Origin of the sequence: Novosphingobium guangzhouense, from assembly GCF_002896965.1 — a bacterium.
Taxonomy (GTDB): domain Bacteria; phylum Pseudomonadota; class Alphaproteobacteria; order Sphingomonadales; family Sphingomonadaceae; genus Novosphingobium; species Novosphingobium guangzhouense.
In genome coordinates this window covers 33,673-49,064 of the sequence record NZ_LYMM01000024.1, presented here as the reverse complement: position 1 = coordinate 49,064, position 15,392 = coordinate 33,673, and the positions used below count along the sequence as shown (strand labels likewise).

Here is a 15,392-nt window from a genome sequence, read left to right as displayed (position 1 = left end):
GAATGCCCTGCCCGTTGCATCAGGCACGGCGGATTACGAACCGGCGCGCAGTCTGCGCAGCGAAGTGCGCATGGGCCTGTGGCTGTCCGGCATTCTGGTGTTCGGGTTGGGTGGGCTTGCCGCATTCCTGCCGATGGCCGGTGCGGTCATCGGTCCGGGTGAAGTCACGGTATCCAGCCATGTCAAGGAAATCGGCCACCCGACCGGTGGCGTCGTGGCGGATATCATGGTGCGCGACGGGGACCATGTTTCCAAGGGACAGGCACTGATACGGTTTGATTCCAACGTCAGCGGCGCCGCAGCCACTTATACCGGGGAGAACGTCGACCAGCTTCTGGCGCGGGCGGCACGACTGACAGCGGAACGCGACAACAGCAAGGACGTGGCCTTCCCTGAAGAGCTTAAGCGCCGCGCGAACGATCCGGACATTGCGGCGCTGATGAACCAGGAACGCCGGACATTCGTGCTGCGAAGGGATGCGCGGCGCGGGATGGTAGCGCAGTTGGCGCAACGGATCAGCCAATCCGAAGCGGACGTTGCCAGTTCCCGAGCCAGAGCCAGGAGCTATGCTGATCAGGCCGATCTAATCCAGGATGAACTGGACGCGACGCGCAAGCTTTATGAAAAGCGATACACGACCCTTGATCGACTGAATGCGTTGGAAAGATCCGCATCAGGGCTGGCCGCCGATACAAGCGCCGCCCGTGAATCGGCCGTTTCCGGGGCTGCACGGATCGGCGAACTACGGTTGCAGATGGGTTCCATCGAAGCCGAAGCCCGCAGCAGTTCGGCCGCTGAACTGATGGACGTCCTCTCCCGCATCAGCGAGCTGCGGCGTGCGCAGGTGGCAGCAGATGACAATTTCGACCGGGCTGTCATCCGGGCTCCGCAATCCGGCACCATTGACAAGCTGGCGTTTCGAACGGTGGGGGGGGTCGTGCCGGCGGGCCAGACGATCCTTGAACTGGTGCCGGACGACGATCGCCTGGTGGTCGAAACTACCATCTCGCCGGTGGATATTGATCAGGTCCGCATGGGTCAGAAAGCAGTGCTGCGCTTCAGCGCTTTCTCCACCCGAACGACGCCGGAACTGACCGGAACGGTCACGCACGTGTCAGCTGATCGGACGGATGACAAGACGACGCATAGTGCCTTTTACCGAGTCACGATCGCGCTGGATAAGGGCCAGCTTGCCAGGCTGGGGGGATTGCAACTGCGGCCGGGTATGCCCGTAGAGACCTTCATCCAGACAAATGAAAGGACGATGCTCAGCTACATTCTGAAGCCATTGGCCGATCAGTTGGCGCGCGCGTTCCGCGAAGGTTGAGGATCAAGTGGCGAAGCGCTGTGCCCATCGGCATATCTACGTATCTCTCGTTAAAGCGCAGGAAATATTCCGACGATACGGTTCCACGGACATTCTCGTGGGAACAAGAGCAAAGCGATGGGCGCCAATCCGATCCGCACCTCCCCAGTTTACGTCGCGGCCATGGAAAAGCTGGTCGGCGTTGTCCAGGATCTTTCCCGCGCTCGCGATGTCGATGTCGTAACGGCAATCGTCCGCGATGCCGCGCGGAATCTCACCGGCGCGGATGGTGCAACATTCGTTCTGCGCGATGGTGACCAGTGCTTCTATGCCGAAGAGAATGCCATTGCCCCCTTGTGGAAAGGCAAGCGCTTTCCGATGAACATCTGCGTCAGCGGATGGGTCATGCTGAACGCGCAAAGCATCGTTATCGATGATATCTACAAGGACCCGCGCGTCCCCGTCGAAGCCTATCGACCGACATTCGTGAAAAGCATGGCGATGGTGCCGATCCGCCGTAATTCCCCGATCGGCGCGATCGGCAATTACTGGTCCAGCCATCATGCGCCCTCGGCCGAGGAAGTGGCCATTCTCCAGGCGCTGGCGGACACGACATCGGTGGCGCTGGAAAATGCGGACCTTTATATGCGCTTGCAAGGCATGGTGCGTACCTTGCAGGACCAGCAGGCCCGCATCAGCGACCAGCACGCAAGCCTGGGCGTGTTCACCCGCGCCCTCGCTCACGATCTGCGTGAGCCGGTCAGAACGCTGATCGCATTTTCCGAACTTTTGCGCGGCCCGGCGCAGGATACCGGGGCACCTGAAACCAAGGAGGCCACTTATCTGCGATACATAGGGGAATCCGCGGAGCGGATGGGCTCCTTGATTGATTCCGTGGCGCGATACACCCGGCTTGATGAGCCCGCGCAGGCCGAATATTCGCTGTGCACGTTGACCGAGATCATCGCCGAAGTGCGCGAAAATCTTGCGCGTATCATCGCGGAGCGCAACGCCACGCTGGTCCATGGACCTTTGCCGGTACTCATCGCCGATTCCGTCCATCTGCGGCAATTGTTCCAGAACCTCGTCGCCAATGCGATCCTCCACAACGAGCCCGGCGTCACGGTGACGATCGGATACGAGATCGCCGCCGGCAAAGGCACGTTCTTCGTCAGCGACGATGGTGCCGGCATCCCCGAAAGCCAGCATGAGCAAATCTTCGAGCCGTTCCGCCGACTGGTACACCGCAATGACGCCAGCGGACTTGGGCTGTCGATATGCCGGCGGATCGTCTCGCTCTACGGCGGCCAGATTGGATGCGTATCTTCGCCCGGCTCGGGTGCCGCCTTTCACTTCACCCTGCCGGATGCACAGCAACCAGGAACTTTAGTGGATGCCGAGATGCCAGAGATTGCCAACGTCCTGATCGTGGATGACCGCGAGGCCGATCTTGAACTGACCGAACTCGCCCTGTTCCGACGCCCGAAACTGCATTGCCACTTGCGCAGCGTGCGCGACGGACGCGAGGCACATCGTATTCTGTCCGCGCCGGGCAATGACGTGGACCTGATCCTGCTGGACATCAACATGCCCGACATGGACGGCTTCAGTCTGCTGGAAGAAATCCGCGGAGACGATACCCTGCGCAACATCATGGTCATCATGTGCAGCGGATCGGACTTCGAACCAGACCAGCGGCGTTCGGTTGATCTTGGCGCTGCGGGTTATCTCCTCAAGCCGCCCCGCTTCGCGAATTTCAAGGACATCGTCGTCAGCAAACCCGGCCTGCGACTGCAGGACGACGGCATGGGACTCAGCCTGATCCGCACGGGTGACTAAGGCGTTGCGGCTGGCGCTACCGAGCGTCTCCCGCTGGTCGTTCATCAACTGACACGAAGAAACACACAAGCCGCGAACGTCAGAATGATCGAGTGCTAGAGATGGGGAAGCAGACACCCCCTCCATCTCGAAAGCCAAGCATCATGAAGAAGATCACAATTACCTTGTGCCTTGCTATCTTTGCCGCTCTGCCGGTTGCGGCCGGCGCCCAGAGCACACCAACGCCTCAGGACAAGGCCGCCGCATTCGCCAAGGTGGACACCGATGGGGACGGCGCAATCAGCCTTGCCGAATGGACCGCCGCCGGACGCCGTGAGCGCGGCTTCAAGATGATCGACGCCAACAGCGACGGCAAAGTGACTCCCGCCGAACTCCAGGCAGCCCTGGCCAAGTACAAGCGCGGCAACTGAGCCGCATCTGCGCACTCGATTCGGCCGGACAGAGCGACAAGTCGTTCTGTCCGGCCGATTTGTGCTGTATTGAGAGACCCATGCAGGATCTTGTAAAGCCAGTTGCAGGTGCCACCCCCAGCGCGGGTACAGTCGCAATCATCGAGGATGACCCAGGAATCCGCTCACTCGTCGTCAAGCTGCTTGAGCGCGAGGGTTTCGACGTGCTCGCTTTCGAGAGCTCGGCGGGCCTGCATGCCTCGGGCGTGATCGACCGGCTGGACTGCCTGATCCTCGACCTCATGCTGCCGGGCGAGGACGGCCTGATGATCTGCCGCGCGCTGCGCGAACAATCACCCCGCCTGCCGATCCTGATCGTCACCGCAAAGGACGACCCGGTGGACCGCATCGTCGGCCTTGAAATGGGCGCCGACGATTATCTCGCCAAGCCGTTCAATTCGCGGGAGCTTCTTGCCCGGCTGCGCTCAATCATCCGGCGTACGCGCGATATCGCCGGCGTGAAGGCTCCCGGTGCAGGCGAAAACTATCGCTTCGACGGCTGGCTTCTGCGGTCAGGTTCGCGCGATCTGCTTGATCCGCGCGGACGCCCCCTGGAACTGACCACCAGCGAATTCGACCTGCTATACGTGCTTGTCCTGCACCCCCAGCGCGTGCTCTCCCGCGAGTTCCTCATCGATGCCACGCGCGGCCGCGGGGCCAACCCGATCGACCGCGTGATCGACGTGCAGATCGGCCGCCTCCGCCGCAAGCTGACCGATCAGGGCGACGCCGATGGGCTGGCGGTGATCCGCACGGTACGTGGCGATGGATATCTTTTCGCGCCGGCCGTGGTGCGATGCTGAAGCGTTGGCGTTTCGGCGGCCTGCGCCAGCGGATTGGCGTGATCGTGATGATCCACGCCCTGCTCATGCTCGGCTCGGTGACTTTCGTGGTTCGCGGGCTGGCCTCGAACGGGGATCGCATCTGGATGGTGCCTGATGCGACGCGCATCGCCGCGATCGTCACCGTGTTCGAGCGCGCTGCGCCCGAAACTTACCCGGACCTCATCCACGCGCTTCATGATGACCGCACCAATGTGCGCCTGCTGCCCGGCCTGCCCCAGACGGTTCTTCAGGAGCAATTCCCCGAAGGGCATTCCCGCGATGTCGCGTCCGCCTACCGCAATGCACTGGCCGGTCGCCCGTTCCGCGTCGAAGCGCGCGGTCAGGACATTTCCGAAGCGCTTGATGACCAGCCCCGCTACTCCTCCAGCCCTATTCGTGTATTCGTTGCCCTGCCCAATGGCCACGCGCTGGAAATCGAACGCACGACGCCCGCGCCAGTCGGCCGTTTCCTCTCCAACATCGCCAGCTTCGCAGCGATCGTGCTGCTTCTCGATCTGCTCGTCATTTCATGGCTGGCAGCGCAGACGACGCGGCCGATGGACCGACTTGTGCACGCGGTGCGGCGCGATGATCCGAAGGCGATGCTGTTGAGGGGGCCCCGCGAATTCGCGGAACTGGGCCGCGCCTTCCATGACCTGCGGGGCCGCCTTCATGGAATGATGGAGGAACGCACCCGCATCATCGCAGCCGTGGCGCACGATTTTCGCACTTATCTGACCCGGCTGGAACTGCGCAGCGATTTCATCGACGATCCGGAGCAACGTGCACTCGCATCCGAAGATCTGCGCGAAATGCGCGAACTGATGAACGACGCGCTGACATTCGCCCGCCCCGATGCCGCTGAAAGCACCGCAGACAGCGTGATAGATCTGACGACCGAACTGGAACGCGCCGTCGCGCTGCAGCGGGATGCCGGGACGCGGGTGACGCTGGTTGCTGGAGAGCCCGTCCAGATCGCGGCGGGAGGTATCGCGTTCCAGCGAATGATGGCGAACCTTCTCGACAACGCTGCCCGTTATGGAGGGGCCCGTGACGGAGGGAGCGGCGCGCAAGTGCGCTGGGTCCGGGCCGATGGACACGTGCTTGTCATTGTCGAAGACGACGGTCCGGGCGTCCCCGCTGCGCGATTGAACGATATCCTCGAACCATTCTCTCGCCTTGAGGAATCACGGGCCCGGCATACCGGCGGGGTCGGCCTCGGCCTTTCGATCGTACAGGCACTGGCGCACCGCGCAGGCGGCGATCTTCGGCTAGAAAATCGCGCTGAGGGCGGGCTGCGCGCCGTGCTGGAACTGCCCCTGCACCGCAAGGCGTCCTGACACGCACGTTTACATTGAGCGCGACCGGCCGTTGCAAAGCCCTGCCAGAACGGGCTTGCAAAGGAGCCCGACGATGCCGTCTTCCCCCCGTTCGATACCAATCCACCACCCTTTCATCATGCTGGCAATGGGCCTGATCATGGCCCTCCCCTCGCCGGGCAGCGCCCAGTCGCACGACCACGATCATCACCACGGCGCTCCTCCCTCCCATGGGCACCCACCCCAAGGCCAGCCGCCGCATGGCCATGGCCATAACCCGCCGCCGCCGCGCCCCCACGGCCGCACGACGGTGATCATAGACCGCAGTCGACCCGGCTGGTGGCGCGGCAATACCCTGTTTGTAGCCTACACCGGCCCTCGGGCCGGGTACTACTTCGCGCCGGGATATGGCTATTACGCAGTGCCGCGGGCCTATTTCGGGCGGAATTTCGTGGTCGGAGCCGTAGTGCCGCTGCCGATGCGCAGCTACGTGATCGTGACCCCCGCGATCTACGGCCTGCGACCTGCGCCGCCCAATTATCGCTGGTATTATGCCGGGCCGAACATCGTGCTGGCTCATGTCTCTACCGGGGTGATCATCCAGTCCGTCGCGGGCGGCTGGTAGCCGCGCCTTAACGCCCCCCCGGCAGGCCGCCGCCCTGGCGGCCTGCCACCCCGAAGGGCGGCGCGATTCCCAGTGCCCCCGCGATCGCGCCGCCCTTCATCCGGCATCCAGCATCCAGCAGAGTTCCCTCCATGTCCGATCCCCACCCACGTCGCCGGCTGTTGTTCTGGAGCGCGGCGCTTGGCGTACTTGCTCTTGGCGCTGCATATGCGCTGCACCAACCGGCACCCAAAGCGCACACAACACTACCACAAGTGGGGCTTACGCGCGCAGAGCGGCAGAATGTGCCGCAGACCATCGCCGTTGTCGGGACCGTACAGCCGATCGTGTCTGCAACGGTCCGCGCGCAGTTGTCCGGCACCATCTTCTCCATCGACGTGCGCGAGGGACAAGCGGTGCGCAAGGGCCAGCGCCTGGCGCAGATAGACCCGCGCCCCTACCGCATCGCCATCGATCAGGCGCAGGGCACGCTTGCCCGCGACCGGGCGCAGTTGCAGAACGCACGGCTCGATCTGGGGCGCTACCAGCGCTTGCTGGCCGACAATTCCGTCGCCCGCCAGCAGGTGGATACACAGCTCTCCACCGTCCGCCAGCTTGAGGGCACCGTGGCCGCCGACCGCGCGGCGCTGGAGAGCGCGCGGCTCAATCTGCGCTACACCGATCTTGTCGCGCCTGTTGCGGGACGGGTAGGTCTGCGCCGGGCAGATATCGGCGCCTATGTCAGCCCCGGCGATGCCGATGGCGTCTTCGTGGTGACGGTGGACGATCCGGTTGATGTGTCCTTCGCGGTGCCGCAGGATCGCGTTTCCGCGCTTTCCGGCAAGGGCGACGTGGCTGTCGAGGTCCGCGCCCAATCCGGCAGCGAAGTGCTTGCCAGGGGGCGCCTGCTTGCGCTGGACAACCAGGCGGACGGCACCACTGGCACCGTCACTGCCAAGGCCCGGTTCGCGAATGCCGACGGCAGGCTGTTTCCCAACCAGTTCGTCAACGTCATCGCCACCACCGCAATCCTGCACGGAGCGGTGACCGTCCCGGTGAGCGCCGTGCGTCATGGCGAGGATGGGGACTTCGTGTTCACCGTCAGCGGCGATGGCTTCGCCCGGTTGCGCAAAGTCCGCACCGGTCCGTCAGTGGGCAACCGCGTGGCTGTGCTCTCCGGCGTGAGGGCGGGCGAACGCGTGGTCAGCACCGGCGCCGATACGCTTGACGACGGCATCCGGGTTTCGCCGCAGGCCGACCCGGACGCGCGTGCGAAGTGACGGCATCAGCAATGGACACCAATCGCGCCAATCCGTCACGCCTGTTCATCGAGCGCCCGGTCGCGACGACCCTGTTCATGATCGCGATCCTGCTGGCGGGCCTTGTCGGTTACCGCGCTCTGCCGCTTTCCGCGCTGCCCGAGGTCGATTATCCGACCATCCAGGTCACCGCCAGCTACCCCGGCGCCGGGCCGGACGTGATGGGCGCGACGGTGACGGCCCCGCTTGAACGCCAGTTCGGCCAGATGGCGGGCCTGCAGCGCATGAAGTCGGTCTCCTCTGCCGGAGCTTCCGTCATCACCCTCCAGTTCGGACTGGCAGAAACGCTCGATGTCGCGGAACAGGAAGTGCAGGCCGCGATCAACGCCGCCAATGCACTGCTGCCCGCCGACCTGCCCGCACCGCCGGTCTATGCCAAGGTCAACCCCGCCGATGCCCCGGTGATGACGCTGGCATTCACATCGAAAACCCGTTCGATGGCGCAAGTGCAGGATCTGGTGGACCGCCGCGTGGCCGCGAAGATCGCGCAGATGCCGGGTGTCGGGCAAGTGACGCTGGCGGGCGGACAGCGCCCCGCGTTGCGCGTGCAAGCCGATGTAGCCGCACTGGCAGCGCGCGGGCTTTCGCTGGAACAACTGCGCTCGGCCATAACCAACGCCAATGTCAACGCCGCCAAGGGTAGCCTCGATGGCAAGACCCGGTCCTGGATCATCGACGCCAACGACCAGTTGCAGGACGCCGCCGCCTATCGCAAGCAGATCGTCCGCTTCGACAATGGCGCGGCGGTGCGCATCGGCGACGTGGCGCGCGTGGTGGATGGGCAGGAAAACCTGCGGGTGGCCGGCGCGATGGACGGGCGGCCCGCGATCGTCCTCGACATCCGTCGCCAGCCGGGCGGCAACGTCGTCGCCGTGACCGATGCCATACGCAAGGCCCTGCCCGACCTGCAGGCCGCGCTGCCTGCCGATGTTCACGTCCGCCTGCTGGCCGACCGCACCCTGGGTATCCGCGCCTCGGTTCATGACGTTCAGGTCGAACTGGTGCTGGCGGTCGTGCTGGTGATGGCGGCCATCTTCCTGTTCCTGGGCGACATCCGTGCTACGCTGGTCGCCAGCGTATCGGTGCCGATTTCCATCGTCGGCACGTTCGCGGCGATGCAGATGCTGGGCTTCAGCCTCAACAACCTGACGCTGATGGCGCTGACCATCGCCAGCGGCTTCGTGGTGGACGATGCGATCGTGGTCATCGAGAACATCCAGCGTCACCGCGAGGACGGGCTTGGCCCCTTCGAGGCAGCGCTGAAAGGCTCGGCGGAGATAGGCTTCACGATCGTTTCGCTGACGGTATCCTTGATCGCGGTGCTGATCCCGCTGCTGTTCATGGGCGATGTGGTGGGCCGCCTGTTTCGCGAATTCGCGATCACGCTGGCGGTGACGATCCTGATTTCCGCCGTCGTCGCGCTGACGCTCACGCCGATGCTTTCGGCCCGCTGGCTCAAGCCCGAGGGCGAGAACCGTTTGCGCTTTGCCGCGTGGACCCATCGCCTGTTCGAACGCATGGCAGGAGGCTACGAACACCTGTTGGGCCGCGTATTGCGCCAACAGCATCTGACACTGGGCATCTTCGCGGCCTCCGTCGCGTTGACCGGGCTGCTTTTTCTGGCGATCCCGAAGGGCCTGTTCCCGCAGCAGGACAGCGGCCAGTTGCAGGCGATCTTCACTGCTGATCAGGGCATTTCGTTCAGGGGCATGGCCGCCCTGCAGCAACGCGTATCGCAGGCCATTCTCGAAGATCCGGCCGTCGCCAGCGTAAGTTCCGGGATCGGCGTGGACAGCCAGAACCCCTCGCTCAATCAGGGGCGCATGCAGGTCAACCTCAAGCCCCGGAGCGAACGCGAAGGGCAGGACGCGGTGATCCAGAGCCTGCGTCAGCGGGTGGCGGCAGTACCGGGACTGGCTTTCCATGTGCGTGCGGTGGAAGATCTGACCATCGATACCGAGACCGGCCCCACCGCCTATCGCTTCGTGTTGCAGGGGGCGGAACAGGCGGTGCTGGATGATTGGTCCGCGCGCCTGATAGCGGCGCTGCGGCAGGATGCGGGCGGGACGCTGTCCAGCCTGTCCTGCGACGTGCAGGCGAACGGCAACGGTGTGACGGTGGCGGTGGACCGCGATGCCGCCGCGCGGCTGGGCATCAGCGCCGCCGCCGTCGATGCCGCGCTTTACGACGCTTTCGGCCAGCGCATCGTGTCGACCGTCTTCACGCAGGCCAACCAGTACCGCGTGATCCTGGAAAGCGCGCCCGGCACCGCGACCCGGCCCGACATGCTGGCGGGCCTCTACCTGCCGACCGGCGGCGGCGGACAGATCCCGCTCTCAACCGTCGCCCGCTTCGAGGCGCATCCCGCACGGCTCACGATCAATCGCATCGGCCAGTTCCCGGCGGTGACGGTGGGCTTCGATCTTGCCCCCGGCAAGTCCCTTGGCGGCGCCGTGTCGCGCATTGAGGCCGCGCGCCAGCGCATCGGCATGCCTGCCGCGATCTCGCTCGGCTTCGTTGGTTCGGCCGATGCCTTCCGCGCCTCGCTCGCCAACCAGGGCTGGCTGATCCTTGCCGCCGTGGCCGTGGTCTACATCGTGCTGGGCGTGCTTTACGAAAGCTACGTCCATCCGCTGACGATTCTTTCCACCTTGCCGTCTGCCGGGGTGGGCGCGCTGCTGGCGCTGATGCTGGCAGGACAGGATCTGGGCGTGATCGGCATCATCGGGATCGTGCTGCTGATCGGCATCGTCAAGAAGAACGCGATCATGATGATCGACTTCGCGCTCGATGCGCAGCGCAGCGAAGGCAAGGACGCCGACACCGCCATCCGCGAGGCCGCGCGCCTGCGCTTCCGTCCGATCATGATGACCACGTTCGCGGCGCTGATGGCCGCCCTGCCGATGATCTTCGGGCAAGGCACGGGCAGCGAACTGCGCCTGCCGCTGGGCCTGTCGATCGCGGGCGGGCTGCTGGTGAGCCAGGCGCTGACGCTGTTCACAACGCCGGTGATCTTCCTTGCCTTCGAACGGATCAAGGCCCGGTGCGGCAACCGGCAGAAGGAGGCCGCATGAACATCGCCGCGCCCTTCATCCGGCGGCCGGTGGGCACGATGCTATTGACGCTGGGCATGGTGCTGGCGGGCGTCATCGCCTTTCTGCGCCTGCCCGTGGCGCCGCTGCCGCAGATCGACTTTCCGACAGTGAACGTCACTGCCGTGCTGCCCGGCGCAAGCCCGCAGACGATGGGCTCCAGTGTCGCCGCCCCGCTGGAGAAGAAGTTTCAGGCGATCGCCGGGCTGACCGAGATGACCTCGCGTTCCAACGTGGGCATCACCCAGATCACGCTGCAATTCGACCTTGCGCGCGACATAGACGGCGCCGCGCGCGAAGTGCAGGCCGCCATAAACGCGGCGCGGGGAGACTTGCCCGCGACGCTCAAGGCGAACCCCACCTATCGCAAGATCAACCCGTCGGAAGCGCCGATCCTGATCCTGTCGCTGACATCGGACACGCGCAGCCCCGCGCAGATCTACGATGCCGTCTCCACCGCCGTACAGCAACGGCTGCTGCAGGTGCCAGGGGTCGGCGACGTGCAGTTCGCGGGCGCATCCCTGCCCGCCGTGCGCGTGGACCTGGATGTCGATGCGCTCAGCCGCTTCGGCATCCCGCTGGAGGACGTGCGAACCGCCCTGCAATCCAGCGCCGCCAACCGGCCGAAGGGGGTTCTGGAGAACGATCGCACGTCATGGCTGCTCTACACCCGCAGTCCCGGCCTGAAGGCCAGCGATTATGGCGATCTGATCGTCGCCTGGCGATCGGGCGCAGCGGTGCGCCTGTCCGACGTGGCGCGCGTCCACGAAGGGGCAGAGGACATCCGCACCGCCGGATACTTCAACGGCAGGCGCGCGGTGGATATCCTCGTCAGCCGCCAGCCGGGGGCGAACATCGTATCAACCATCGATGCGGTGAACGCCCGGATGCCCGGTTTGCGCGCCGCCATTCCCGCCGACGTGAAACTCGACGTCGCCGCCGACCTGTCCGGCACGATCCGCGCGTCGCTGCACGAAGTGGAAATAACCCTGATCATCGCCGTGCTGCTGGTCATCGCGGTCGTCGGCGTGTTCCTGCAAAGCTGGCGCGCCACGGTGGTCCCTGCCGTCGCAACGATCGCATCGCTGCTTGGCACGCTGGCGATGATGTACCTGCTGGGCTTCAGCCTCAACAACCTGTCGCTGATGGCGCTGACGATCGCCACGGGCTTCGTGGTGGACGATGCCATCGTCGTGCTGGAGAACATCCAGCGCCACATCGAGGACGGCATACCGGTTCGCGAGGCTGCTTTGCGCGGGGCGGGCGAAGTGGCCTTCACGGTGCTGTCGATCTCGCTCAGCCTTGTCGCGGTGTTCATCCCGCTGCTGTTCATGGGCGGGCTGCCGGGGCGGTTGTTCAACGAGTTCGCGGTGACGATGACGATCGCGGTGCTGATCAGCCTCGTCCTCTCGCTGACCGCCACGCCGATGCTCGCCTCGCTGATCCTGCGGGCGGAGACGGGCAAACGCAGGGAGACCCGGCTGGACCGCCTCCTCGCTTGGGTGCAGACGGGCTACACGCGCCTTCTCGACCGGGCACTGGCGCATCGCCGGATGACGATGGCGCTGCTGGCGGGTGCGCTGGTTCTGCAATTTGCCCTCCTGGCGGCGATCCCCAAGGGCCTGTTCCCCGATCAGGACACAGGATCGATCATGGGCGCGGTGCGGGCCGATCAGGCGATGTCGTTCGACGCGCTCGACCGCCGGCTGCACACGATCGCCGCCACCATCAAGGCCGACCCCGGCGTTGCCAACGTCGTCGCCTTCACCGGAGGGCAGCGGGCAGGCGGCGGCTTCCTGTTCGTGACTTTGAAGTCAGGTACGCGTGCCTCGGCGCAGGACATCGTCGCCCGCCTGCGTGCGCCGCTCGGCAAAATCGCGGGGACCACCACCTTCCTGAACCCCGTCCAGGACTTGCGCGCGGGAGGCCGCGTCTCCAACGCCGCTTACCAGTACACCCTGACCGCCCCTGGCGAGGCACAGCTTGCCAGTGCCGCATCGCGCCTCGCCGCCGCGCTCAAGCGGCATCCCGAAACGGTCGTCGATGTCGACAACGACCTGAGCGCCAGCGCCGCCGGAGTCCACGTGGAGATCGCAAGGGATACCGCCGCACGGCTCGGCGTGACCGCGAACGCCATCGATCAGACGCTTTACGACGCCTTCGGCCAGCGACAGGTCTCGGTGATCTACAGCGGCGTGGACCAGTACCACGTCGTCATGGGCCTGCCACCGGCGATGGCGGCCTCTCCCGATGCGCTTGAACGCATTCATGTGCCCAAGGGCGATCTGGCGCAGGCAAGGGCGCAAGGCGGCGCGATCCGCGATGCGGCGGGCGGGCAGGCGATCAACACCGCGCCCGCAACGATGGTGCCGCTCTCCACCCTTGCCCACTGGAGCGAAACCGCCACCACTTCGCAGACCAACCACCAGGACGGGGCCTCGTCAGCCACGATATCGTTCAACCTTGCGCCCGGCGTCTCGCTGGGACAAGCATCGCGGCTGGTCGAAGCCGAGATGAAGGCCATCGCCGGGCCCGGTGTGAAAGGCCGGTTCGCGGGCACTGCCAGCCAGTTCCAGTCCTCGATCGGATCGCTGCCGCTGCTGGTCGCACTGGCGATCCTTGTCATCTACATCGTGCTGGGCATGCTTTATGAAAGCTGGATCCATCCGCTGACCGTGCTGTCCACCCTGCCCTCCGCAGCGCTGGGGGCAGTGGCGGCGCTGCTGGTGCTGGGCATGCAGTTCGACCTGATCGCCGCGATCGGCGTCATCCTGCTGATCGGTATCGTCAAGAAGAACGCCATCCTCATCATCGACTTCGCGCTGGAGGCAGAGCGCACGCGGGGCCTCTGCGCCGCCGAGGCCATCCGCGAGGCAGCGCTGCTACGCTTCCGGCCGATCCTGATGACCACGCTTGCCGCCGCGCTGGGCGCGCTGCCGCTGGCGATCGGCTTCGGCACCGGCGCGGAACTGCGCCAGCCGCTGGGCGTGGCGATCTTCGGCGGGCTTGTCGTCAGCCAGATGGTGACGCTGTTCACCACCCCTGTCCTCTACGTGCTGCTGGACCGGTTCCGCAGCCGCCCTTCCGAGGCGCCATCCACGCCCGCACAGGAACCCCTTCCCGCATGATCCGCAAGCTCTCCTTCGCCATGGTGCCCCTGCTGCTGCCCGCATTGCTTGGCGCCTGCAGCATGGCGCCCGACTATCAGCGCCCCATCACCGCCCTGCCCGCGACCTTCAAGGAGCAGCCCGGATGGGCTACCGCCGCCCCTACAGACGGCGTTGCCAAGGGCGAATGGTGGCTGCTGTTCGACGATCCCGTGCTTGACGCCCTGGAGCGGCAGGTCGCGGTATCGAACCAGAGCCTCGCCGCCTCGGCCGCCGCTTATCGGCAAGCTACCGCTGCCGTGCGCGAAAGCCGCGCCGGGCTGTTCCCGTCACTGCGCGCCAGCGGCAAGGCGGCTCGGTCGGAAAGCTTCGACGGCGCCAGCAGCGGTGTGGGCCTTGGCGGCAGCGGACTGGCCCAGCGCGGCACGACCTACTCGCTCGCCCTTGAGGCGACCTGGCAACCCGATTTGTGGGGCCAGCTTGGAAACGCCGTGTCGCAAGGCAGGGCGAATGCCGAAGCAAGCAAGGCCGATCTTGCGAACGCCACTCTTGCGGCGCAGGGCGAACTGGCCGGCAGCTACCTGCAATTGCGCGGGCTCGACGCGCAAAAGGCTCTGCTTGACTGCACCGTCACGGCTTACGAACGCGCTCTTGCCATCACCCGCAACCGGCTGCGTGAAGGGGTGGTGATGCGATCGGACGTGCTTCAGGCCGAAACCCAGTTGCGCGATGCACAGGCGCAGGCCGCCGATCTTGTGCGCCAACGCGCGACGTATGAGCACGCCATCGCCCTGCTGGTCGGTGGCAACCCGTCCTCTTTCGCGATCGCGCCTGAAAGCTGGCGCGAAGGCGTGCCCGCGGTGCCCGCCACGCTTCCCGGCGCACTTGTGCAACGCCGACCGGACGTTGCGGCTGCCGAACGCAGGGTTGCTGCAGCCAACGCCGCGATCGGCATCCAGCGCGCCGGGTTCTTCCCCGGCATTTCGTTGACAGGTTCGGCCAGCACGGCGGGCAGTTCGCTTGGCGCCCTGTTCGATGCGCCCACAAGCCTGTGGTCGCTTGGCGCCGGGGTCGCCCAGACCGTTTTCGATTTTGGCGCAACATCCGCACGGGTGGAACAGGCGCGCGCCGCTTACGATCAGGCAGTCGCCAGCTATCGCCAGACAGTGCTGACCGCGTTCCAGCAGACGGAAGACGGCCTTGTCGGCGTTCGTGTGCTTGCCGAAGTCGCGCAGGATCGGGCCGCGGCCGCAAAATCCGCTTCCGAAGCCGAAGCCATCGCCATGCGGCGCTATCTTGAAGGAGAGACGGATTATCTTGCGGTCGTCACCGCGCAGGCCACTGCCCTTGGCGCGGCGCAGGCCCGCGTACAGGCTGTGACGAACAGGCAGGTCGCGGCAGTTTCGCTGATCCAGGCGATCGGCGGTTCATGGCCTGATCGCCCGATGCCTGATCGCCCAATGTAAGTTCATGCGCGGCAGGGGCATCAGCGGGATCTTTCGGCGCGCGGAATGCTTGTGCAAGACATGCGAC

Annotated in this window: 11 protein-coding genes; 10 read left to right on the top strand and 1 reads right to left on the bottom strand. The window is 65.4% G+C overall.

Annotated features, from left to right (window positions below; translation table 11 throughout):
• Positions 1-70 precede the first annotated feature (70 nt).
• The 6 genes from A8V01_RS06955 to A8V01_RS06930 all read left to right on the top strand — a co-directional run bounded on the left by A8V01_RS06955 (position 71) and on the right by A8V01_RS06930 (position 6,362).
• Positions 71-1,327 carry an HlyD family type I secretion periplasmic adaptor subunit gene (locus tag A8V01_RS06955; RefSeq protein ID WP_103095240.1) on the top strand — a complete coding sequence of 419 codons (1,257 nt, stop codon included), beginning with the start codon at positions 71-73 and terminating at the stop codon, positions 1,325-1,327.
• 117 nt (positions 1,328-1,444) lie between these two features.
• Complete coding sequence (locus A8V01_RS06950; protein ID WP_103095195.1) at positions 1,445-3,145, top strand: ATP-binding protein; 1,701 nt, start codon at positions 1,445-1,447, stop codon at positions 3,143-3,145.
• A 143-nt stretch (positions 3,146-3,288) separates the two neighbouring features.
• Positions 3,289-3,555 (top strand): EF-hand domain-containing protein, encoded by a 267-nt coding sequence (locus A8V01_RS06945; protein WP_103095194.1) that lies wholly within the window; start codon positions 3,289-3,291, stop codon positions 3,553-3,555.
• Positions 3,556-3,635: 80 nt separating this feature from the next.
• Positions 3,636-4,397: a response regulator gene (locus tag A8V01_RS06940; protein WP_103095193.1), complete on the top strand. Its 762-nt coding sequence runs from the start codon at positions 3,636-3,638 to the stop codon at positions 4,395-4,397.
• Entirely contained in the window at positions 4,391-5,758 is a 1,368-nt protein-coding gene (locus tag A8V01_RS06935) for a sensor histidine kinase (RefSeq protein WP_103095192.1), read from the top strand. The genes A8V01_RS06940 and A8V01_RS06935 overlap by 7 nt, the downstream gene beginning before the upstream one ends.
• 73 nt (positions 5,759-5,831) lie before the next feature.
• Positions 5,832-6,362, top strand: a complete 531-nt coding sequence (locus A8V01_RS06930; protein WP_146037210.1) for an RcnB family protein — start codon at positions 5,832-5,834, stop codon at positions 6,360-6,362.
• Positions 6,363-6,369: 7 nt separating this feature from the next.
• On the opposite strand, the gene A8V01_RS29535 is transcribed toward A8V01_RS06930, so the two are convergent.
• Positions 6,370-6,495: a hypothetical protein gene (locus tag A8V01_RS29535; RefSeq protein ID WP_281256479.1), complete on the bottom strand. Its 126-nt coding sequence runs from the start codon at positions 6,493-6,495 to the stop codon at positions 6,370-6,372.
• On the opposite strand from A8V01_RS29535, the gene A8V01_RS06925 reads away from it, so the two are divergent.
• Genes A8V01_RS06925 through A8V01_RS06910 form a run of 4 tightly spaced genes read left to right on the top strand, consistent with a single transcriptional unit; the run spans position 6,494 to position 15,325 of the window.
• Positions 6,494-7,621 carry an efflux RND transporter periplasmic adaptor subunit gene (locus tag A8V01_RS06925; protein WP_103095190.1) on the top strand — a complete coding sequence of 376 codons (1,128 nt, stop codon included), beginning with the start codon at positions 6,494-6,496 and terminating at the stop codon, positions 7,619-7,621. The genes A8V01_RS29535 and A8V01_RS06925 overlap by 2 nt on opposite strands.
• A gap of 11 nt (positions 7,622-7,632) precedes the next feature.
• On the top strand, positions 7,633-10,734 hold the full coding sequence (locus A8V01_RS06920) for an efflux RND transporter permease subunit (protein WP_103095189.1): 3,102 nt from the start codon (positions 7,633-7,635) through the stop codon (positions 10,732-10,734).
• Positions 10,731-13,880, top strand: coding sequence for an efflux RND transporter permease subunit (locus A8V01_RS06915; protein WP_103095188.1), 3,150 nt, complete (start codon positions 10,731-10,733; stop codon positions 13,878-13,880). The genes A8V01_RS06920 and A8V01_RS06915 overlap by 4 nt, the downstream gene beginning before the upstream one ends.
• Positions 13,877-15,325, top strand: a complete 1,449-nt coding sequence (locus tag A8V01_RS06910) for an efflux transporter outer membrane subunit (protein WP_170065853.1) — start codon at positions 13,877-13,879, stop codon at positions 15,323-15,325. Before A8V01_RS06915 ends, A8V01_RS06910 begins: the two co-directional genes overlap by 4 nt.
• Positions 15,326-15,392 lie beyond the last annotated feature (67 nt).

Bases quoted from the DNA above. Each gene is read 5' to 3' on its own strand.
- A8V01_RS06930 (WP_146037210.1), top strand. From the start codon at position 5,832: ATGCCGTCTTCCCCCCGTTCGATACCAATCCACCACCCTTTCATCATG.
- A8V01_RS06950 (WP_103095195.1), top strand. From the start codon at position 1,445: ATGGGCGCCAATCCGATCCGCACCTCCCCAGTTTACGTCGCGGCCATG.
- A8V01_RS06955 (WP_103095240.1), top strand. From the start codon at position 71: ATGGGCCTGTGGCTGTCCGGCATTCTGGTGTTCGGGTTGGGTGGGCTT.
- A8V01_RS06920 (WP_103095189.1), top strand. From the start codon at position 7,633: ATGGACACCAATCGCGCCAATCCGTCACGCCTGTTCATCGAGCGCCCG.
- A8V01_RS06915 (WP_103095188.1), top strand. From the start codon at position 10,731: ATGAACATCGCCGCGCCCTTCATCCGGCGGCCGGTGGGCACGATGCTA.
- A8V01_RS06940 (WP_103095193.1), top strand. From the start codon at position 3,636: ATGCAGGATCTTGTAAAGCCAGTTGCAGGTGCCACCCCCAGCGCGGGT.
- A8V01_RS29535 (WP_281256479.1), bottom strand. From the start codon at position 6,495: ATGGAGGGAACTCTGCTGGATGCTGGATGCCGGATGAAGGGCGGCGCG.
- A8V01_RS06935 (WP_103095192.1), top strand. From the start codon at position 4,391: ATGCTGAAGCGTTGGCGTTTCGGCGGCCTGCGCCAGCGGATTGGCGTG.
- A8V01_RS06925 (WP_103095190.1), top strand. From the start codon at position 6,494: ATGTCCGATCCCCACCCACGTCGCCGGCTGTTGTTCTGGAGCGCGGCG.
- A8V01_RS06945 (WP_103095194.1), top strand. From the start codon at position 3,289: ATGAAGAAGATCACAATTACCTTGTGCCTTGCTATCTTTGCCGCTCTG.
- A8V01_RS06910 (WP_170065853.1), top strand. From the start codon at position 13,877: ATGATCCGCAAGCTCTCCTTCGCCATGGTGCCCCTGCTGCTGCCCGCA.